We start from the raw sequence: 22,093 nt of genomic DNA, 5'->3' as shown, positions 1-22,093 counted from the left end.
CCACCTGCTACTGCTTCACTCAAAAAACGAACGCACATAGAGCAACAAATTGAGTTCTCCCGTATCACTGTCTTCTCCACTTGAGACTCTGGAAAGTTTTCTGCACCACTAAGCTGCGGACATGGCTTAGAAGATGGCAGTTTGTTGCTAGAAGATGATGGCGGGAACAACAAACCTGTTTCAGCAGAAGGTTTAGCTTCGCTATTTAAGTTACACGCCGATTATGTGAACTGCGTCTTACTCAATGCCTGCTACTCAGCTAAACCAGCCCATGCAATTAGCCAACATATTAATTATGCAATTGGCATGAACCAGCCCATTGGTGACAAAGCTGCAATTGTATTTGCTCAAGGATTTTATGATGGATTGGGTTACGAAAATTCAGAAACTCAAGGTGTATTCCAAAGAGCTTTTGAAGAAGGTTTAGTTGCCATTCAAATGGAAGACATTTCACAAGGGCAAATACCAGTTTTAAAAGACAAACTTTCTTATACTGAGAATTCTGTCTCAACAACAAACACAGACATATATGTTGAACGACCTCCAAAGGAGCAAAACTGCTATGACGCAATTGTGCAGCCTGGGGCTTTAATTAGAATTAAAGCCCCTCAAAAGATGGGGAAAACACTACTGCTAGAGAAAGTACTAAACTATGCTAGAGAACAAGGTTATCAAACAGCAAAATTAGATTTAAAACTTGCTGATAACCATATCCTTACTGATTTAAAAACATTCTTACAATGGCTGTGCGTTGATGTTGCTGACAGCCTGGAGCTAGAACCCCAACTAGATAAACACTGGCAAGATATTTACAGTTTAAATAAAAACTGTACTCGTTATTTTCAAAAATATTTGCTATCCCTTAACAATAGCCCTTTAGTTTTTGCTATTGATAATTTTGAGCGTGTGTTTGAATGTTCAGATGTTTTCCCTCAATTCTGTTTACTATTGCGTAGTTGGCATGAAGCTGCTAAACAAGGAGATAAGACTGGTAATATCTGGAAGAAATTGCGTTTAGTAATAGTTCATTCCACTGAAAAATATCCTGATTTAGACACGAATCACTCACCATTTAATGTAGGGGTAACGATTGAATTACCCGAATTTAATTTGCAGCAAGTGCAAGACCTCGCCAAGCAGTACGGATTGACAGAACAAGACTTGAGTGAGGTAGTAAACTTAGTTGGGGGACATCCTTCTCTGGTACAACAGGCGATCGCACACCTGAAAAGTCAGCAGACGACGTTAGAAGAACTGTTGAAACTTGCACCAACAGAACAAGGGATTTTCAGTGACCACCTGCGACAACAATTGTGGCATTTACAACATAATCCTCAGCTTGAAGCAGGGTATAAAAGAGTAGTGATGAATGAAATACCTGTCAGGCTTGATACTGAAGTGGCATTTAAACTGCACAGCTTGGGCTTAGTGAAACTTTTCAGTAATGATTGCATTCCTAGTTATGATTTGTATCGTCAGTATTTCTCAACTCGTTTGGGGTAGGTGATTCATGGTTGACCAGTACATATTTTCTGGAAGTTTACCTGAAAATGCCAGTACCTACGTCACAAGAGAAGCTGATGCCCAATTATATGAAGGACTGAAGGCAGGAAAGTTTTGTTATGTCCTAAATTCGCGCCAGAGTGGTAAATCCAGTTTGCGTGTGCGAACCATGCAGCGATTGAGAGAAGAGGGTGTGCAGTGTGCAGCTGTAGACTTGTCTGCTGGTGGGATTCAGAATGTCCCGCCCGAACAATGGTATGCAGATTTGATTGACACGCTCATTGATACTTTTGGGTTAGATGTAGACTTTGGTGATTGGTGGGAAGCAAATCAGTTAAATACATTGGTAACGCGATTTCGTAAGTTTTTGGAAGAAATATTGCTGGTTGAAGTTCAAGAGAATATTGTTATTTTTATTGATGAAATTGATAGTGTACTCAGCCTGAACTTTCCCACAGATGACTTTTTTGCGTTAATTCGTGCCTGCTATAACAAGCGTGTTGATAACCCTGAATATAACCGTCTGACTTTCTGTTTGTTGGGCGTTGCATCACCGAGTAATTTAATTGGAGATAAACAGCGCACTCCCTTTAATATTGGTCAAGCAATCTCTCTCAAGGGTTTTCAATTGCATGAGGTTGAACCATTAGAAAAGGGTTTGTATAGTAAATTTAGTAATCCCCAAGCAGTAATGCAAGAGATTTTGCTGTGGACTGGGGGACAACCGTTTCTGACTCAAAAGCTGTGCCAGTATATGGTTGAGGAGTCTGTACAAGAAAACCCTCGTTCAGTAGAGCAAGTTGTTAGATCACGCATCATTGAGAACTGGGAATCGCAGGATGAACCTGAGCATTTGCGAACAATTCAAGCCAGGATTTTACGGGATGAACAACGGGCTGGGTATTTGCTAGAACTGTACCAACAAGTTAGATTCTCTGAAGAGCGATCGCAAATCATAGCAGATGAAACGTTAGAACAGAGTGAGTTACAGCTTTCGGGATTGGTTGTTAGGCAAGAAGGCAAGCTAAGAATTTATAACCAGATTTACCGGGAAATATTTAACTTAAATTGGATTGAAGCTCAATTAAATAACCTACGTCCATACTCAGAAAGTTTCCGCTTTTGGGTGGCTTCTGGTGGAACTGATAAATCGCGGTTGCTGACAGGCAATGCGTTACGAAGAGCAGAGGAATGGGCAAGAAATAAGAATTTAAGTTATCAGGATAAACAGTTTTTAGCTGCTAGTAAAGAAAAGGAAATTGAACAAGAGATTGCTGCCAAGCAACAAGAAGCTGCTTTAGAAAGAGAGAGACAGGATAGAGAGGCAGCCGAAGAGAGGAATCAGTTATTAGCTCAAGCAAATTTAAAAGCTCAACGACGGATTCGCTTTGGTTCTATTATTTTAGTCTTAACCTTACTTGGTGTAGGAATTTCTATAATTTGGAGTGGTAAAAAAATTCAAGAAATACAAGAAAGTACTAAATATTCTTCACAATTATCTGAACTAAGTATGGAACTTAATGAAAATTCTAAATCCTCAGAAGGATCTGATGCTAATGAACAAATAAATTTGAGTGGCAAAATTAAAAATCATGATTTACGAATAGCAAGGCTAAGTGCTGCTATATCTATCTCAAGCATGTCAACAACTTGAAAAGATGAATTGTGCAGAAGAAAATATTAAATATGGTATGAAGCTTTTAACGAGATGGGAAAACAATATAGGTAAAATTGAGATTAAAAATTCAAATAGTGAATTTCTTAGTGGAAAAGCATTTGCTTTGATTGTTCAAGGAAATTTACTTACTAAACAGAAAAAACATCAAGAGGCAAAAGTGTCTTACCAAGGAGCCGTTAAAATTATTGAAGCATCTAAGATTATATCTAGTAGTGAAAACCTTTTTCCTGAATTCCCCAATTTATCTCTCTCCAATGTACAACAATCAAGAATATTATTTTTTTGTGAATATATCCAGGGTATACCGACAACGGTTGTGAAATTAGAAGAATCAAAGAGAAAGTTTATTTCCTGGGATTCTAATTATTTTATAGCATCTGGTTACACTCCAAAAAGACGTTGCGAAATAGTTTCAAATAGGTTAAATATGTTGATTGCTAAAGAATACCCAACTTATCTAACACATGGGCAGATGAATCATCAACAAGTAATTTGTAGTGCTAATAAATTTGAACGTGATTGTCAAGAATTAGTTTTTACGTTAAAGCCTAACGAGGATGGTGGAACAGTACTTAGAAATTTTCTTCAACTAAATAAAACAAATTTCTCAAGCTCTCCTCTGCTTGAATAAGAAAGTTAATAAGCTTACATAAATGGACATCGCCCTGATCTTGGGACTTAAGGATAATGACCATATCATCCACGTAACGAACTGATTAGTGTATGCCTTCTATGACGTTGAGCGTGATGTTAGCTAATAGCGGACTCGCTACTCATCCCACTTCACCAGTACCTCATCCGCAGCTACAAATCCCCATTAATGAAATTTGGTTTGAATAAAATTCAAGCTGATATCAAATGGTAAAAACTTTGCCAAATTTCTCTGCAATCTTGAGTTTCTGCATCCGCCCTGTTCACATCTTTGACCTTGCTGCGATCACCAGTTTCCTTGTGGTATCACTCCCCCACCGGAAACCGCCGCATCATCTCGTCCAACGCCACCGCTTCACCATCCGGCATATACACGACCTCACCGGACATCGCCAACACAATCCTGTTTTTCCTCGCCCACTCAAACCACTCCTTCATATTAGATTGAACCTGCGCTGATTCCGGCTTCCTGCCTTCTTTACAAGCTGCCACAAACACGGCTTCCGGTGACTTGACCCCCTTCCAGGTTCGCAGTGCTTCTTTGAGATAGGCGATCACCCCCAACAGAAATTCCCCACAGCCGTAATCGCTCCCGTTTGTTTATCTTTCACAATAGAAATATTGCGTTAAACCCCGTAAGAGCGGATACTCAGAATACATCTTCCAAATAACCCGTGCTTTGAGTAATCCCAGACGAAATTGATGAATACTGAAGCAACAAAGAAAATTCTACTGTTAGCTGCCAACCCCATCGGCAGTAGAAGTTTGCGTCTGGGTGAAGAGATGCGGGAGATTGAGGAGGGTTTGAAAAGGTCAAAAAACCGAGAACGGTATTCCATAGCCACAGCCCAAGCAGTACGCTACCGAGATATCCGCAGGGCAATATTGGAACACGAACCGCAGATTATTCATTTTTCAGGACATGGAGCGGGAGAAGAAGGTTTAGTATTTGAAGATGAAACAGGAGCGGCGAAATTAGTAGATGCAGAAGCGTTAGCTGGACTATTTCAACTGTTTTCTGGGCAAGTGGAGTGTGTAGTTCTCAATGCTTGCTATTCCCAGGTACAGGCAGAAGCGATCGCGCAACATATTCCTTGCGTTATCGGGATGAAGAAAGCGATTGGAGATCGGGCAGCGATTGAGTTTGCTGTCGGGTTTTATGATGGGTTAGGGGCAAAAAAATCCTATGAGTTTGCCTATAATCTTGGGTGTAATGCAATTAGAACGGCAGGAATATTAGAACAGCATATACCCAGTTTCTTGAAAATTGCTCAGGTTGAGTCTATCTCTGCTAATGCTCAACCTTCTCAAAAAGCTTCGTCTCCTATCTCAACAACACCAATAGTTAGTCAGCGAGTTTTCATCAGCTATCGCAGCCAAGAGCCGGATTTAAGCCTTGCCCAACATTTCTATGAAGCTATTAAAGCTGCTGGTCATCAAGCATTTATGGCAGGAGAAAGTATTCGTTTAGGACAAAACTGGCCTCAACGCATTGATAGAGAATTAGAATTATGTGATTACTTCTTACTGCTGTTGTCTCCACAATCAGCCAGCAGTGAGATGGTCATAGAAGAAGTGAGACGGGCAAAACATTTGCGAGATTTACGGTCAGAACATAGACCAGTAATTCTGCCCATTCGTGTTCACTTTCCTTGGAGCGAACCACTAAATTATGATTTAAGAGGTTATTTAAATCAAATTCAGCAAAGAGAGTGGAACTCGCCTGCTGATACTTCTAGAATCTTGCAGGAAGTCTTGAGTTTACTAGCAGGTATTACGGAAGGTGAAGTCTTCAGTACTGATGTAGAGGAAAAAATCAGCCTTTCGTGTTCATATATACCTATGCCAGTAGCAGAACCAGAATTACCTGAAGGACAGGTAGATTTGGCTTCAGAGTTTTACATTGAACGTCCTCCGATTGAATCTCGTTGCAAGGAGGCAATCTTAAAACCAGGTTCTCTAATTCGTATTAAAGCTCCTCGGCAAATGGGGAAGACCTCGCTTATGGCTAGGATTCTTTATCAAGCTTCACAACAAGATTATTTAACTATTCCTTTGAGTTTCCAATTAGCAGATGGAAAGGTTTTTGCTGATTTAGATAAATTTCTCCAATGGTTTTGTGCAAGTGTAGGGCGGAGGTTAAAAGTAGCAAATAAGTTAAAAGATTATTGGGACGAGATTTTTGGTAGTAAAGATAATTGCACTGTATATTTTGAAGATTATCTCTTGGCAGAGATTAACCAACCGCTAGTTTTGGGATTAGATGAAGTTGATTGTGTATTTCAATATCCTGAAATTGCTGCTGACTTTTTTGGGCTATTACGCGCTTGGCATGAAGATGGAAAAAACCGTGAAATTTGGAAGAAACTACATTTAGTAGTAGTACATTCCACCGAAGTTTATATTCCTTTAAATATTAACCAATCCCCTTTCAACGTAGGTTTACCAATTGAATTACTAGAATTTAATGCCCAACAAGTACTGGATTTAGCCCAAAGACACGGACTTAATTGGAGTTTTACCCAAGTTGAGCAACTAATGGCAATGATAGGCGGACATCCCTATCTTGTTCGGATTGCTCTTTATCACATTGCAAGAAAGGACATTACACTCGATTTATTATTACAAACAGCACCTACAGAAGCAGGCCCTTATAGCGATCATTTACGGCGGCATTTGTGGAATTTAGAACAGCGACCGGAATTAGCTGCTGCAATTAAGGAAGTAGTAGTCAGTACTAGCCCTGTGCGCTTAAATTCGATAGAATGCTTCAAATTGCTCAGTATAGGCTTGCTACAACAACAAGGAAATGATGTTACTCCTCGTTGTAATTTGTACCGTCAATATTTCCGTGATCGCCTGAGAGTAAACTGATGAAAACAGAACTAAACCTAACTTACGAATATCAAGTTGGAGGGAGTTTACCAGTAAATGCTCCCAGTTATGTAGTACGTCAAGCAGATACAGACTTATATGAAGCGTTGAAGGCTGGCGAGTTCTGCTATGTTTTGAATTCTCGGCAAATGGGCAAGTCTAGCTTGCGAGTACAGACAATGCAACGGCTACAACAAGAAGCGATTGCCTGTGCTGTGATTGATTTAACAAAGATTGGTAGCCAGAACATTACACCTGATCAATGGTATGCAGGTATAGTTCGTATTTTGCTCAGTAGTTTTGAGCTTTCAGATAAATTGAATTTACGAAGTTGGTGGCGAGACCGTGACCATCTTTCTCCAGTACAGCGACTGAGCGAATTCATAGAAGAAGTTTTACTATTTAAAGTTTCTCAACCTATTGTCATCTTCATAGATGAAATCGATAGCGTCCTGAGCCTGAATTTCTCCACTGACGACTTTTTTGCACTTATACGAGACTGTTATAATCAGCGTGCTGACAAGCCTCAGTATAAGCGTCTTAGTTTTACACTTCTGGGAGTTGCTACGCCCTCAGATTTAATTCAAGATAAAAACCGTACACCTTTTAATATTGGTAGAGCAATTGAACTCACTGGTTTTCAACTGTCTGAAGCTGAATCATTAGCTCAAGGGTTAATAGAAAAAGTTAACAATCCTCAAGCAGTGCTAGGCAAAATTTTAGCTTGGACAGGTGGGCAACCATTTCTTACTCAAAAGCTTTGTCAACTCATCCCTGTGGGTACAGAGCCTAAGCAAGTTGAAGAATTAGTGCAATCACAGATTATCGAAAATTGGGAATCCCAAGATGAACCTGAACACTTGCGAACAATACGTGATCGGATTTTTCGAGATGAAAGACATACAGGTAGATTACTAGGGCTTTATCAACAAATATTACTTCGAGGAGAAGTGGCATCTGATGATACTTCCGAACAAATGGATTTACGCCTGTCCGGGTTAGTAATTAAGCGGCAGGGAAAATTGAAACTTTATAATCATATTTATGAAACTGTCTTTGATCAAAATTGGGTTCGTAAAGCTTTAACGCAATTACGTCCCTATGGAGAAGCCATAGTAGCCTGGTTTAATTCTAATTGTACAGATACATCATATTTATTACATGGTAGAGAATTGCAAGATGCCCAAAATTGGGCATCAAATAAAAGCTTAAGTGATCAAGACTATCAGTTTTTAAATGCTAGTCAAGAGATGGATAAACAAAGCTTTAAATTAGCTTTAGAAGCTGAAAGGCAAGCAAAGGAAATACTGACCGATGCACAAAGAAAAGTAGAATTAGCTCTAAAAGAAGAAAAAAAGGTTAATAAACGATTAATCGAAACACAAGAAAAAATAAAGCATACTATTCATTTAGGATTTACAGGATTATCTTTGTTGCTGTTTATTGGAATTCCAGTCAGTATAGGATTAATAAAATCAAGTATAAACATTGCTTTAGAAAAATCACAACAAGAGCTTAAAAATGCAAAATCGAAGTTAGATGCTGTTCAAAATCAGCGTGACAAATTAGAAAATGAAAAAGAGAATATATATGTTCAACTGCAAATAGCTCAAGAACTATTTAATCGAACAAAGCAAGAAAATAACAAACAAATTGAAAAAGCTAAAGACAAAGAGAGAAAAGCAAAAAGCTTACAAGAGGAGACTACAAAACAACTAAACAATGTCAGAAATAAATTGGTATTTTTGGAAAAACAAAGACAAAAATTAGAATTTGAACTGAGTAAAGTAAGAAAATTTTTAGAAATTTTTAGTACTAATTATCCGCAAGGAAATAAAGTCAGTTACAGCCCAAAAAAATATACTAAAGCAGAATCACCTTTAAAAATATCAAGTTTATTACTCACAGATCAACAACAATTTAACATGGATTCCCCATTGAATATTAATCCTGTTAGGCAGTACTTAGTTGGGGTCAAAAATGATAATTCTGCCGTGTTAAAAAAAATTGAAAAGATAGAACCTGGAGCATTTAGATGTTCATATAATTATAAAAGTTTTTTGATTTGTGTTAAGCTATTCGACAATGAAACCAGCGCAAAAGAGCTTGTTAAAAAATTAGAATTACAAAAGATTAGTGCAGAAATTATTCCTATTTCAGTAGGGGTAGAAGCTGAAAGATCAACAAACAATCCCAGTTTTCTAGAAAGAGGCGACCAAGGCCCTTCTGTGAGAAGTCTGCAACAAAAGTTGCAACAAGCCGGATTTTATCAAGCTCCCATTACCCAAGTTTATGATTTTCCCACCGAAGCAGCTGTCAGACGGTTCCAACAAGCAGCGGGTTTACCAGTTGATGGCATGGTAGGGGTAACTACACTGCAAAAATTAGACAACTGGCGTAAATCATCTGCCACTAGCCAAGTAATAAAACCAACCGTTGTCCGTACACAAGCGCAATCAAGTAGAGTTGCGGCTGCTAGTATACCAGCCAAAATTACTAGTCCAGCTACCAAGCGCAGCAATTCCCAATACTTGATGAAAGGTGATGAAGGAGAAAAAGTCAGGGTTCTACAAGAAAGCTTGCGGGTAGCAGGTTATTATTATGGCAATGCAACAGGTATTTTTGGCCCAATTACCGAAGAATCGGTAAAGCGGTTCCAAGAAGCCTATAAACTAAACGTTGATGGGATTGTTGGCCCCACAACTCTCAGCAAGCTGCCAGGGGGAAGTGTAGGTTATGGTGAAGATAAAGATACTCCACCAAGACGTGCAGCTTATAAAGATAATCTTCGTGTGGGCGATCGCGGTGAAGCCGTCAGAATGCTGCAAGAACAATTAATTAAAGCGGGATATTTAGAGGGAGAACCAAACGGTTACTTTGGTTCTTACACTTCCGAGGCTGTACGCCGCTTCCAAGCTGATAATTACTTAGCTGCAAGTGGAATTGCTGGCCCTACCACCAGAGCTAGGTTATACAGTAAAGTGAACAATGCAGCTAAAAGCGACTTTAGTGTGTTAGAGATTCAACGACGGTTACAAGAAAAAGGCTTTTATAATGGCCAGCTCAACGGTGTATTAGCAGAGGATACCAGAAACGCAATTAGACAAGCCCAAGAATTTTATGGTGTTAGTTTAAGTGAAATTAGAAGTGGAAAATTCTAATTTTTGAGCCTTATTGGTCTTGCAGAGTCAGCTGGAAGCAGCTTGATCCTTATAATTTACAAACGAGGTCAATTTACATGATTCCGGCTTTCGTCCTTCCTTGTAAGCAGCAACAAACACCGCTTCCGGCGACTTGATACCTTTCCAAGTCCGTATCGCTTCTTTGAGATAGGCGATCACCCCTGGCACATTATCCCAACACCGCCTGACCGTGCGCTGAATTTCTGCATTGAACCAAAACTGCGGAGTACAAGCAGAGTATTTCTACCAGTATTAAACTATAAGAAAGCGAAAATAACTGCATAGGAGAAGTATTAACTGTGTGGTTCTGGGAAAAAGACTCAGTTGAATACGAGATATTTAAGCAATACGAACGTGCGTTAGTCAGCCTCGGCGTTAACTTTTCACTCGAAGACGTGCAAATGACTCTAGAAGCTTGCACTTATGATTTAGAAAATGCGCTTCAAAGTACGATTAGTTACATACTGTGGCTACGTGAAAATAACAAAGAAGTATTCCCCAGCCAAATATTAATTCGGGCTTTACAAGAGCAATGGAAGCCAATGGCTTGGAAAGATGAGTACCTTGAGTTACCCATACTAGAATCACCTGGACAGAGATGGTGGAATGCTGCCGCCAAAACGTGGGGGTATGATGTCCGCAATCGTCTCGTCGCTGACGTTTTTTATGATGAAGGCACAGAATTTATCAAGTTCACCAACGGCAAAGAAATTACGGTAGAGACTGCGTGGCGTTGGGAGTGGGAGCGAGTGCTGAGGTATGCGACTAATCGATAATGACTTTGTGACAAAGGACGCGATCGCACCTATCTTACTCACCTATTCCCTCACTTAAAACTACCCTTCCCAAGATTCCAGTTGAACCTTCCGCGTCCTCCAATCCGGCATGATACATGAAAGGGCTTCCCAAAAACGATCACCATGATTGCGGTGCAGCAAGTGAACAGTCTCATGGGCTACCACATATTCCAAAACTGACAACGGTGCGTCAACTAGCTGCCAATTAATGCGAATCACGCCATCTTTGCCACAAGTTCCCCAAGTTCGCTTCTCTTGAGATAGTTTGACTGCTGGTATCTCGACTCCTAGCTTACGGGCATATATCTTGACTAAATGCTGTACATCCTGCCAAACGCGATCGCGTTTCCAGTTAATCAAAGCTTGCTCAATCGCATTCTGTTGTTCATGTTTAGTCAGGTTGTATGGTACTTGGATATAAAAGCGACCTTTGCAAGTAACAATAACTTGCTTTACATCGGCTGACTCTACTTGTAACATTAAGCGGCGGCCACGATACATTACTTTTGCCCCACTCACGTAACGTGGAGGTGTTTCTGGTGGATGTTTTGGGCGACAATCTTCTACAGCATTAAATAACCAACGTCGCTTGCTATCAAGAAAAGCGGTAATCTGTTCAAAGGGAGTATCGGGTGGCGCAACAACTTCTACAGCATTAGGGGTAACAACGATGCGCTGGCTTTTGGTACGGCTACTGTAGCGCACGGTGTAGGGGATACTGGTTTGGCCGATTTGTAGGACAGGCATCGTCAGTTTTTTACAGTTACCTTTTATAAGTTTTGATTTTATTATTCAATATTATTTGATGTATTAACTTGTAAATAACTACTTATTTTTGTAATAATTTTTTCAAAACCAGACAAACTTTGTATTAAATCGTCTCCATTTAAGGAAATAATATATTGTGATAACTCTTGTTTATGAAATGATTTAACTTTGTTCAACACATATAATAATTCTTTTTCATTAAGACCACTATGGATACAATGCTCTTTAAAACTTATATTATTGTTTTTGAATTGATTAAAGTTAATTATATCTGTTCTTTCTTCAAGCCAATTTTGTCTTTTAGCATATTCCCAAATAGTGAAAGGAAAAATTTCTTCAAGAGATATTGGTATTTTCAAATTTTTCTGAAAGATTGAAATCAAATGTGGCGGAGATTCTAAAGTAAGAGTTCTGACTGTATTATTTGTCCTTTTACCAAAAAAGGTATCTACATCACTTTTAGCTTTTTTACCTGCTTCATCTTTATCAAACAAACCTATAGCTATTGATTTAATTGCTCTAGAACATCCCCAAGCAATTAATGAATCTGTTACCCAATTAACTCCAGCATTACACTCACTTTTAACTGCTAATATATGCTCTAATTCTGGCTTAAATACTTTAATAGCTTTTTCTAAAATTATTTTATCAGTTAAACCTTCCACAAATAACGTGGGTTTGTCTTCTGACAATCCCTCTATTTTTATGTTTAGTTCTTCTATTCTCTTTTGGTAATCAAATACTGCTCTTTCAATATGAGGAGTAACAATATTCAGCAATCCCATCTTTTTATCTAAATCCGGAAATTGATTATAAAGATCTGGTTGAATGCTGCTTATTTCAGAGCAACCATCTCTAACGCTAACAGAATAAATGTTGACCTGGCTATTTTCAGGTTTACAGATTGAGTAAAAAGCTGGTGAGTGAGTTGTTAAAAAAATTTGTATATTATTAGAATAACTCAAAAACTCTTGAGATTGGTCAAAGGCTCTAGATAGCTCTAAGTTATTTTCTGGTTCTTCATAACCCCAAATTGTATTTAATCTAAGGCTACCTTGTTTACGATTAATATTTTCCTGCTCATGTAAAAATTTTAATATGACAGGTATATGTCTAATCTTGATTCCATCACCACGATGAGTTAAGGAAACATTATATTCGCCAATTCTTGTTTGAAAATCAAGTATTTCAAACAAACTACTTAAACTAGAAGGAAATTTGATGGAGCTTTCTATTCCAATCTTCTTACGAATGTCAGTAGTAATATTTTCAGTATAATTATTTATCAAACTTATAAATTTATTCGCTCCTTGCCTCAAGTCTTCTTCAACTGTTACAGCTAAAACATCATGTAAATCTCGCAGCAAGCTTGTAAAATAATCGCTGCTTTTAATTGCTGGTATATATCTAAATCGAATATTTTCTAACCAATTAGGGATTTTTGATCTTCCCTCTAACTCATCATCATTACCGTATTGTTTAACGTTTGAATATGGGGTTTGATAATTTTTACGCCAAGTTTTACGCCATGTAATATCTTTATTGTTAGTAAAACTTTTAGGAGTATTAAATATTATTTCAATAGAGATTTCTTCTGCCTTTTTTCTACGTTTTGGAGCAGACAAACTATAGTCGGTCTTAAAATTAAAATTTATACCAGGTTCAGTTTGGTTATTAAAAAATAAATTAAGTGCTTTCAAGAAGTTAGATTTCCCAGCATCATTATTGCCAACAATTATATTTAAGTTATTCGCAGAGAAGGAAGAATTAACTATCGATCTAAAGTTTTGAATTTTAATTTGCTTGATTAACATAATATTTTAAAAATTTAGAAATTAACTTTTATATAATTTTTGAGAGCGTACTCATCAACCTTACCTAGTTGTCCTTGCTCAAACTGACGCAAAACTTCTATAACTTTCTCGGAAAATGTGCCGTAGTATAAGGGGTTATCATCAACTTTCTGTCGCATGATTTTGCGAAGTTCTGCACCTTTGCGTACTGCTGCTTGTTTCAGATCCTTATGAGTGTGATCGCCTGAAAAATCCTTCCAGAAATCTGGATCGGTGATGTCATGTAACTTACAAAGTGTGGTGATGCCTGTAATATCTAGGTGTTCGTTGAGCATTTCCCGGATTTTGGCACTGACATCACGAGTCAAGGTAGATTCTTGCTTCTCAAAGGTCAGTTTTCCTAAAGGTAAAAATCCTGCTACCCATTTCAAATCATTTCTGTAATCGAGAATCAACGGGTCAGGACTGAGGGCATCATAAGCTTTCACAAAGGTTCTAGCTAAACGCTCAAATTCGTACCATTTATTCTCACTCCCCAATTGGTCAATCAAGGAGTCATATTCCTGGCGAATGTCTGCTGTATTGCGGGGGATGGGTTTAATAACTTTCATAACCTCGCAGTGGGCGGCTTTTAGCTGATTGCGTTCCACATCAAGGTTTTTCATGGCGTTTTCTACATCGGATTTACGATATGTCGCTAAAGCTTCGGTGATGTTTTTGGTAACGCCGATATAGTCAACAATTAGCCCAAATTCTTTGTGAGAGCCATAGACGCGGTTGGTACGTGCGATCGCCTGAAGTAAGTTATGTTCTTTTAAGGGGTTATCTAAATACATGACGCTTTCGCGGGGTGCATCAAACCCAGTCAGCAGCTTATTACAGACAATGAGGAAATGCACTGGCGGTACTTCACCACTCTGAACTTTGGCTTCGTACTCGGCATTCTCACCCAGAAATTTATTAATTGCTGCTACTTCACCATTCTTATCCAGGGCATATTTTCTAAGGTCTAGACGCAGTGCATTAATATATTTATCTTCGCTGGGTTTCGCGTCTTCTTGATTACTGGAATAAACAGGAACACTCATCGCTTCTGCCCAGGTTTTTGCTGTGTCTGGGTCAAAACCTTGTTTAGTTAAACTTTTGGTGATGATTTTATCTAATGCGCGTTTGTAGAGAATTATGGCTTCCCTATCGATAGCAACAATTTGAGCTTTAAAGCCTTCTGGGGCAGCATGAGAGGAGAAATGCGCCCAAATGTCATAAGCTAGTAGTTCGATACGCTGGCGGTGTTTGACTAAATCCTCAACCTTTACTCCCCGCGCTTTGATTTTGTTAACAACTTCTTTTGGTTCATTTTCAAACCAACGGTCAAATAGGATATTTAGCTTTTTCTCGTCTACTTGCCATTCTGCTTTACGACTGGTGTAACGAATAGGAACAGTCGCACCATCAGCAACAGCATCGTCTATGCTGTAACGGTCGAGATAAGTTTCACCGGGAAGACTGAAGTTTTGATAAGTGTCTTTGTCAGTTTTTTTAATAGGTGTACCAGTAAAGCCGATAAAACAGGCATGAGGTAGAGTTTTTTCTAAAAATGCCCCTAAATCTTTTTCTTGGGTACGGTGGCATTCGTCTACCAAAATAATCCAGTTATTGCTGTTGGCTGCTATGGCTGACTGGTCAAATTTAAAAATAGTGGAGAGTAAAGTTAAACCGATAGGGTTGCTGTGGATGGCTGTTTGGAGTTCCTCACCGGAGGTAATGTGAGTAGGGTTAGGTAGTCCGCAAGCTTTAAAGGTTTTGTCTATTTGCTCATCTAAATCGATGCGATCCGTAAGAACTAAAATGTTAGGATTTTCCAGAACAGGGGAGTTGAGAGTTAAGTGGTTTTTGAGTTTGAGGGTAGCAAACACCATTGTCAGGCTTTTACCTGAACCTTGAGTATGCCAAATCAGTCCTTTGCGATATTTGCGCTTTGGGTTTTTGGGGTCGGGTTTGAGAGGTGCAATTACTCGGTCTACAATTTTGTTGACGGCGCGAAATTGCTGATAGCGACAGACTTTTTTGATGACTTTCTGTTCTCTTTTCTCGAAGATAATGAAGTGTGCCAGGATGTCGAGTAGGCGAGAAGGTTCTAGTAAATACCAAAGTTGTTTCTCTAATTCGTTTCTAAAGGTGATTGTTGCTGTTTTCTCTTCTTCGTTCCAGGTTCCCCAATAAGCTGAGGATGCGCCTGTTGCACCGTAGAGAACATTTACCCCATTGGTGATGATGTTGAAAGCGTTGGAGTAGAACAGGCGGGGAATATCGCGTTCGTATTGTTTAATTTGCTCAAATGCTTCTCCGGTTTTGTCTTTGGCGGTAAAAGGTTTTTTGGCTTCAATAACCACCAGAGGAATACCGTTGATGAAGATGACAATATCAGGTTTACGGGTTTGCTGTGATTGAACTGTAAACTGATTGGTAACGGTGAAGGTGTTGTTTTCGGGATGGAGGAAGTCTATGAGGCGGATCGTTTTTTTCGTTGCTTCACCCGGAACGTTACGGCTATAGTTTCCCCGCAGCAGGTTTGTCCATTGTTCATTATCTGTGACAGCCAGCATATCCTGGTAGGTAGCGCGGGCGACTTCTTCGGGGATTTTGTTGATGTTTTGGATGGCAGTAATGAAGATGTCGCGGAGGATGACTTGGTTAAGGCTGTCTCTGGCGGTTTGGTTTTGTTGCGGTGGTAGCCAAGTGTAACTGAATTTTAATAAGGCATCTATGCAGGGTTTTTCCGTGAGGGTGTATTCAGGGCCTTTGTTCATGGTGTAACTCCCACACGAACAAGACCTCTGAGGAGGTCTTGTATTAAACCCCGTTTTATTATACTTAACTGCTCAAGCTCTTCTTCTGCTGAAAAAATTTGTTGATCTTGAGAAAGAAGTGTATTCGCAATTTGCACTTGAATTTCCATTGGAGGAACTGGAATTTTAAGACTTTTAAAGAACGGCATCCCAATAGTTTTAATAGTGTTACCAATAGCTATTCTTTCAAATACTGGCTTCATGTGCTGTAGCCAATAATAAAGGTAATGATTATTTAATTCTGAACCGCATATCCATCCTATAAAATGCTGGCTTACTGCCATTTCATCTGTCATAATTGCACTCTTACCAACTCCAGCATCACGAGATAAAACAACTGTTCCCTTTGGATGTTTAACCGCAGAAGAGTTTCGGATACCCTCTTCACTAATTTCTGCTGCGGTTTTATAAATATAAACTCGGTCAAGTGCGGCTGAATCTTGAAGTGATACCCATTTAATCTCACCATCCCAATATTCAGGTTTCTTTCTATTTGGTGTATGTCCAGTTACCCTCTGTGCTACTTCATCTAAAAAATGAAGGGAATATTTTGTAATATTATATGTATCTTCGACTTTATTATATTTATTGCGAGTGAAGAGTTGCTGGAGTAGTCCTTGCTTGACTTTGCGGGTTTGATCGATGACTGCTTGAGTGGATGCGATCTCTTCATCCGCAAACGCTAAAAACGCCTTAGCCAACCGTCCCACATTCGCCTCAGAGAGAGTATTTTGGTTTTTCCCTTCCACCATCTCCTCAGCACCATTGACAAACAGCACCTTACCCCGTCGCTTGGCTTCTTTCTGCTTGTTAATAATCAACACACAAGCCGGAATACCTGTGCCATAAAATAAATTTGGTGCTAACCCAATCACCGCCTCAATCAAATCATCTTGCAAAATTCCCTGGCGGATTTTCGCCTCCGTACCCCCGCGAAACAGAATCCCGTGTGGTAAAATGACACCCAATTTACCCGTTTGGTTCAAACTAGCAATCATGTGTTGCACAAAAGCCAAATCCCCATAGGATTTAGGCGGACAACCATAAGTATCCCGACTAAACTGATCCCCATTTTTCCAAGCTTCATCTCCCCAATTCTTCAGCGAAAATGGCGGATTTGCCAGCACTCGGTCAAATGTTCGTAATACCTTACTTCCCTCCGCCACTAAATGTTTCGGTTGCCGCAAGGTATCACCCCGCAGAATAAACGCATCATCAATATCATGGAGAAACAAATTCATCTCACAAATTGCCCAAGTGTTGAGGTTCATTTCCTGAGCATACAACTGCAACGACTTGGGATTTTTACCCTGACGCTTGAGATAATTCACCGCTTCCAGTAACATACCTCCAGAACCACAGGTAGGGTCATAAATGGTCATCCCCTCATCTGGTTGTAAGCAGCTAACAATTAAGCGAGTTACCATTTTGGGAGTGTAAAATTCGCCTCCCTTCTTTCCCGCATCATCCGCAAATTTAGAAATTAGATATTCGTAAGCATCCCCTAGAATATCCGCCTCAACATCACAATTCCGCAGACGATGTTTACTAAAGTGCTGCAACAATAACTCTAATGTCGCATCGGGAAAGCGTTCTTTATTGTTAAAGTCCACATCCTGAAATACTCCCCGCAGACGAGTATTTGCATCTTCAATTGCCCGGAAAGCAGCGTTAAGATGTTCACCAATATTTGTAGAATGCTTTCTTATGTCATTCCAAAATGCTCCAGGTGGAATATGAAAGCGGTGTTCTTCTGGGTCAGATGCTAATTGTGCATCTTGATAAAGTTTCAGCCGTTCCTCATATTCTTCTTCCCAAACATCGCATAAACGTTTGAAGAATAGCAATCCAAAAATGTAGTGTTTGAAATCTGCGGAGTCAATTTTTCCCCTCAAAATGTCAGCTGCATCCCAAAGATGTTTCTCTAGCTGCTGCTGGGTCATTTTGCCAACATAAGTTAAGGGTAGGTCAGCAGATACATCGTCTTTGACCTTCAGCACTTTTTGGTTCAATTTTAAAGACTTACTCGAAACCACAGACACGTACACAAGATTTATGGGCAATAACTATTTATACTGCAAAAGTAGTGATTTATATATGACCAAAGCACTAGCCTTTATCTAAATTCACCAACGGCAAAGAAATCACGGTAGATGCTGTATGGCGTTGGGAGTGGGAACGATTGCTGCAATATGCCACTAATCGATAGCACTCGCTACTCATCCCACTTTACCAGCACCCCTTCCACTGCAACCAACCCCCACTGCGGACACTTCGCCACCAGTTTCTTGATCACAATCCTCAACGCAGGGTCATCAGCCCAGCACTCCATCAGAAAATCATCTCCAGGATTTTCGCGCCATTGTTCCGCTATCTTGAGCTTTTCCATCCGCCAAGGCCGCACTCTTGATCGCTCCACAACAGCCTCATACGACCACTTTTCAGGATCGGAGTCAGATTTAACAGCACAAACACCTTCAGAATGAGGTTTTGGTTCCTGGGAGGACAGGACGGAGTGGCTGTTTTCTGGAACGGCAGGGGCGGCGATAATTGTGTCTTCATGATTGGTTCCCGACTCATCACCCAATTCTTGCTTCTCAACCAACAACGAAGCAGACAGGCTCAGTTGAGCTTGGACTTGGGGCTGACTGAGGTTTTCTAAATTTACAGCAACGGGCGCGGCGGAAAAAGTGTCTTCATGACTGGTTCCTGGCTCATCACCTAATTCTTGCTTCTCAACTAACAACGAAGCGGATTGACTCGGCGCAGTTTCTACAAGCGTCAGCGTCGTGCAGTCCGTTACCGCAGGTAACTCTTCTTTCTCTTCTTCCACGCTTTCAAGGGTCTGAGGCGACGCGCCCCTAAAAGGCGCGTCAGCCGTCTCATCAACACGCAAATTTTTGTTTGGCGTGGAAGAACTAACTACCTTACCAACCACCTTAGTGGGTGGTTGGTAGGTAGTTAAAGAGTAGTTAGAAACGTTGTTAGGTTTCTGGAACCCTTGTAAATCCTCACTTTTTTGACCATTCTTTTGGAAATGATCCAAATCAGGCTGAATTTGTTCCACGCTGGCATGGTTTTGATTCGCTTCGGCGTGGTTAATTTTCTTCCCGGTTTGGACAGCTTTCTCGTCAAAAGAATTGGTTTCGCCTGATGTGGACGATTCCCAGTAAAAGCGATTGTAATAACCGTGAAGATTACGAACACGGTAGCCAATCAGCCCAGGTCTACCAGATGGCAATCGGCCAAACACTTCCTCATATTGAAATAAACCTTGGGCAGTTAACGCTGCACCTGCCTTTTGCAATGACTTATAGGTGAGATTGGTATCCAGCTTGTGAGCAGACCCGCCAAATTGTTCTGCTGCAACTGAGTCCAACCACAACTGCTGCACACACGGCGGTTGCTGTCTTATCCAGTTAATGTCCTCAATCGAGATTTTGCAATGGGGTCGAACTGGCTTTTCCTCTGTGCCTTGTTTGCGATCGCCTTTGTTTTGGCCACCTTTGATTGCCTTTAATGCTGTAGTCATATTTTCTCCTAAAATTTGGCATGAAAAGATGGGCGACATAGTTGCAATGCCGCTTTGTGAATTCAAAATGCAAAATTAAAAATGCAAAGTTAATTTTGAATTTTGAATTTTAAATTTTGAATTGATTGGTTGTTTCTTGCCAGAACCGCAGTTCATCCTTGAAGTAGCGGTCAGTCTTCTTCGGTTTTTCTTTCCAATGCTCCCAAGCCACCCAAACTTCGTCTCCCATGTCTTCGATAACTTCACCCTTGGCGTTGTACAAAGCGCAATAAATATCGGCATGGGCGACGATAGAACCAAGGGCAATTACTTCGCTATCAGAAGAACCAGACTTGTTAAGGGCTTCTTCAGGAACCATTGGTTCCGTAATTTGCGAAGATTCAGCTTTCTCCAAAGCGGTAATTAGTTCTGTTTCTTGTAGGGTTAACTCTGCCCAGTAGTCAGCTTTGATAACTTCGTATTCCTGTGCCACTTCTAAATAGTCCCACCAACTACACCCAGGCTTGGCAAGCACAGCCCGAATATCACTTACTGCTTGGGGTAGTAGTTGCAACTGTTCTGCCCGATATGCGATCACACTTGGGGTTGGTTCACTACCAAGGATAATTGCAGCTGCTTGCAGGGCTTGGGTATTGTTCATAGCAGAGGCTAAATTACCCAAAGCTATACCCATGAGCCGTAAGCATTCTTGAGCGTTTTCTTTGGGTGGTTCTTCGGCAAGCGATCGCAGATCAATAGTTTTCTCCAGGGCTTGCTTGACTTGTTTGTTGAGTGCCTTAGTTGCTTGTTTGGTCAGAGTATTGTCCCACTCTTGGGCAGGCCGTTCTTCTACAGCACGTTCCAATTCCTGAATACGTTTTTGTAGTCTCTGGTTCTCAAGCTCCAACAGCCTCAAGCCTTCCAACTCAAACAGCCGATGCTGTAACTGTATATTTTCTTCTCTCTGCTGCTGAAACAGGTTTTGCAAAGCTGTCAATTGTTCTTGAACTTGCTGCTGGGCTTGGGCATTGGCTTCTGTCTGCAAGCCAATCCTCAAATCCTGTTCTAACCGTTCAAGTTCCTGCTGGTGCTGATGTTTGAGTGCAGCGATCGCTTCGGCGTACTCTTTGGGGTAAGTTCGCTCAGGGGTATATGACTCAATAGCATCATTACTCAAATCAGCATTGTTCACCAGTTCTCTATCACCATCCGCAAAAGTCACAATCTGTTGCCAGTTGTTTGGTGCGTCTGCTTGGATGGTTCCTTCTTCACCGTAGCGGAGGTGAGTTGGTGAGGTGACTTTGACTGTGTTGGTTTTAGGAACCAATGGTTCCTGAATTTCTGGTTCTTCAATTTTAGGAACCATTGGTTCCTGAATTTTTTGGCGTGGTAGGCGAGGAACCACCCTGTTAGCAGCTGCCGCAAAGTCTGATTCGCTGGGTGAAGGGTTGTCTTGGAGTGCGATCGCAACAGCAGCCTTTAATTTCTCCGGTTCCTTGATCAATCGCAGCAGTGAACGGGCTTGACGCTCATTCTTGATGTGTTCGCCCAATTCATCGGCTGTGTCCCTGACTTTCTTGGCTCCCAGCAATTGGTTAATTCTTCGGTATCCACCCCAGGCTGATAATTCAGCTTGGCAGTATTCCTCAAAAGTTTTGTAGCCAGCTTCACGGTAAAGCTGATTATCACGCATCTGCAAGATTTCTTCTACAGCTTGCCACTCGAAGCGGTCAATGGACGTAAACGTTTCTTTGATGCTGGTATTGAGAATGCCGTAAGAGGTGGCGGATATTTTTTCTTCTTCCAGTGTCAGCATAAACCTTGCCCACTAAAGAATTAAGCATCGAGAATTTTGTTAACAAAATCGTCAAAACGCTTGCCAGCACTCTTATTTACCAAGATTGTTTGTCTACTGTTACTAGCAGTTGTGTGGCATCATAAAATTACGCATCATGATTTAAAAATCTTTGACGCGCCTGGCAATGTAAACAATAAGGGCGATCGCTTCGATAAAGATTAGTGGAGGCGGTCGCTTTTGTTGTCTAGTACCTATAGAATATAAAATCTGTTAGATTATGGCAAGTGCTGGTAGACAAATAATCATTATGTTGGATACAAAATACGTTGCTTCTATTTACTGGGATAAAGAGCTAGGTGAACGCCTGAAAGTATTACGCGGCAATAATTCTGTCCGATCAATTTCTGAAAAAACCGCAGAGCTTGGAGAGCGTATTTCTCACCAGTACATTCACATGCTCGAAGACCCCGAAAGGTATGATAATTCAGCTTCTACGGTTTCTTTTCCTAAAATCTCCGTTCTTCTCAAAGCTTTAAACAGCAGTATTGAAGAATTTTTTAGTACAGCAGTAACAATTGTGTCTATTACCTCTTGACATCTGTCTGGTATCAGTAGACAATAGAGTTAAGAAAACAAAAGACGACCGCGCGTCCTGAGAAAACTAAGCGATCGCCTTTTATCCCTAATAA

The 22,093-nt window shown here is 40.4% G+C and carries 15 protein-coding genes; 8 read left to right on the top strand and 7 right to left on the bottom strand.

Features of this window, described 5'->3' with window-relative positions; all coding sequences use genetic code 11:
• Positions 1 to 141 precede the first annotated feature (141 nt).
• The 3 genes from H6G77_RS30035 to H6G77_RS30025 are packed head-to-tail and all read left to right on the top strand — an operon-like array spanning position 142 to position 3,812.
• A complete protein-coding gene (locus H6G77_RS30035) occupies positions 142 to 1,503 on the top strand; it encodes an AAA-like domain-containing protein (RefSeq protein ID WP_242049350.1) in 1,362 nt (453 codons plus the stop codon).
• Positions 1,504 to 1,510: 7 nt separating this feature from the next.
• Complete coding sequence (locus tag H6G77_RS30030) at positions 1,511 to 3,157, top strand: AAA-like domain-containing protein (RefSeq protein WP_190873514.1); 1,647 nt, start codon at positions 1,511 to 1,513, stop codon at positions 3,155 to 3,157.
• A gap of 4 nt (positions 3,158 to 3,161) precedes the next feature.
• Complete coding sequence (locus tag H6G77_RS30025; RefSeq protein ID WP_190873513.1) at positions 3,162 to 3,812, top strand: COP23 domain-containing protein; 651 nt, start codon at positions 3,162 to 3,164, stop codon at positions 3,810 to 3,812.
• Between the two features lie 326 nt (positions 3,813 to 4,138).
• Here H6G77_RS30025 and H6G77_RS30020 read toward each other — a convergent pair whose 3' ends face one another.
• Positions 4,139 to 4,396, bottom strand: coding sequence for a hypothetical protein (locus tag H6G77_RS30020; protein ID WP_190873519.1), 258 nt, complete (start codon positions 4,394 to 4,396; stop codon positions 4,139 to 4,141).
• A 138-nt stretch (positions 4,397 to 4,534) separates the two neighbouring features.
• Here H6G77_RS30020 and H6G77_RS30015 point away from each other — a divergent pair, with 138 nt between their 5' ends.
• From H6G77_RS30015 to H6G77_RS30000, 3 genes are all read left to right on the top strand, one after another.
• Complete coding sequence (locus H6G77_RS30015) at positions 4,535 to 6,706, top strand: AAA-like domain-containing protein (RefSeq protein ID WP_199331696.1); 2,172 nt, start codon at positions 4,535 to 4,537, stop codon at positions 6,704 to 6,706.
• On the top strand, positions 6,706 to 9,867 hold the full coding sequence (locus H6G77_RS35980; protein ID WP_242049349.1) for a peptidoglycan-binding protein: 3,162 nt from the start codon (positions 6,706 to 6,708) through the stop codon (positions 9,865 to 9,867). Before H6G77_RS30015 ends, H6G77_RS35980 begins: the two co-directional genes overlap by 1 nt.
• 320 nt (positions 9,868 to 10,187) lie before the next feature.
• Complete coding sequence (locus H6G77_RS30000; RefSeq protein ID WP_190873511.1) at positions 10,188 to 10,664, top strand: hypothetical protein; 477 nt, start codon at positions 10,188 to 10,190, stop codon at positions 10,662 to 10,664.
• Between the two features lie 60 nt (positions 10,665 to 10,724).
• On the opposite strand, the gene H6G77_RS29995 is transcribed toward H6G77_RS30000, so the two are convergent.
• The 6 genes from H6G77_RS29995 to H6G77_RS29970 all read right to left on the bottom strand — a co-directional run bounded on the left by H6G77_RS29995 (position 10,725) and on the right by H6G77_RS29970 (position 21,422).
• Positions 10,725 to 11,432 (bottom strand): M48 family metallopeptidase, encoded by a 708-nt coding sequence (locus tag H6G77_RS29995; RefSeq protein WP_190873510.1) that lies wholly within the window; start codon positions 11,430 to 11,432, stop codon positions 10,725 to 10,727.
• 41 nt (positions 11,433 to 11,473) lie between these two features.
• Positions 11,474 to 13,267: an ATP-dependent endonuclease gene (locus tag H6G77_RS29990; RefSeq protein ID WP_190873509.1), complete on the bottom strand. Its 1,794-nt coding sequence runs from the start codon at positions 13,265 to 13,267 to the stop codon at positions 11,474 to 11,476.
• 14 nt (positions 13,268 to 13,281) lie between these two features.
• Positions 13,282 to 16,056 (bottom strand): type I restriction endonuclease subunit R, encoded by a 2,775-nt coding sequence (locus H6G77_RS29985; protein ID WP_190873508.1) that lies wholly within the window; start codon positions 16,054 to 16,056, stop codon positions 13,282 to 13,284.
• Entirely contained in the window at positions 16,053 to 18,095 is a 2,043-nt protein-coding gene (locus H6G77_RS29980; RefSeq protein WP_190873507.1) for an N-6 DNA methylase, read from the bottom strand. Before H6G77_RS29980 ends, H6G77_RS29985 begins: the two co-directional genes overlap by 4 nt.
• 215 nt (positions 18,096 to 18,310) lie before the next feature.
• Positions 18,311 to 19,627, bottom strand: coding sequence for a hypothetical protein (locus H6G77_RS29975; protein WP_190873506.1), 1,317 nt, complete (start codon positions 19,625 to 19,627; stop codon positions 18,311 to 18,313).
• 109 nt (positions 19,628 to 19,736) lie between these two features.
• Positions 19,737 to 21,422 carry a hypothetical protein gene (locus tag H6G77_RS29970; RefSeq protein WP_190873505.1) on the bottom strand — a complete coding sequence of 562 codons (1,686 nt, stop codon included), beginning with the start codon at positions 21,420 to 21,422 and terminating at the stop codon, positions 19,737 to 19,739.
• 36 nt (positions 21,423 to 21,458) lie between these two features.
• Between H6G77_RS29970 and H6G77_RS29965 the strand changes: the two genes are divergently transcribed.
• Entirely contained in the window at positions 21,459 to 21,626 is a 168-nt protein-coding gene (locus H6G77_RS29965) for a hypothetical protein (RefSeq protein ID WP_190692777.1), read from the top strand.
• 55 nt (positions 21,627 to 21,681) lie between these two features.
• Positions 21,682 to 21,999, top strand: coding sequence for a hypothetical protein (locus H6G77_RS29960; protein ID WP_190873504.1), 318 nt, complete (start codon positions 21,682 to 21,684; stop codon positions 21,997 to 21,999).
• Positions 22,000 to 22,093: the final 94 nt, after the last annotated feature.

Origin of the sequence: Aulosira sp. FACHB-615 (assembly GCF_014698045.1) — a bacterium.
In the GTDB taxonomy this organism is placed as follows: domain Bacteria; phylum Cyanobacteriota; class Cyanobacteriia; order Cyanobacteriales; family Nostocaceae; genus Nostoc_B.
Note: the sequence above shows the minus strand (reverse complement) of the source record. Positions and strands in the feature narration are given on the sequence as shown.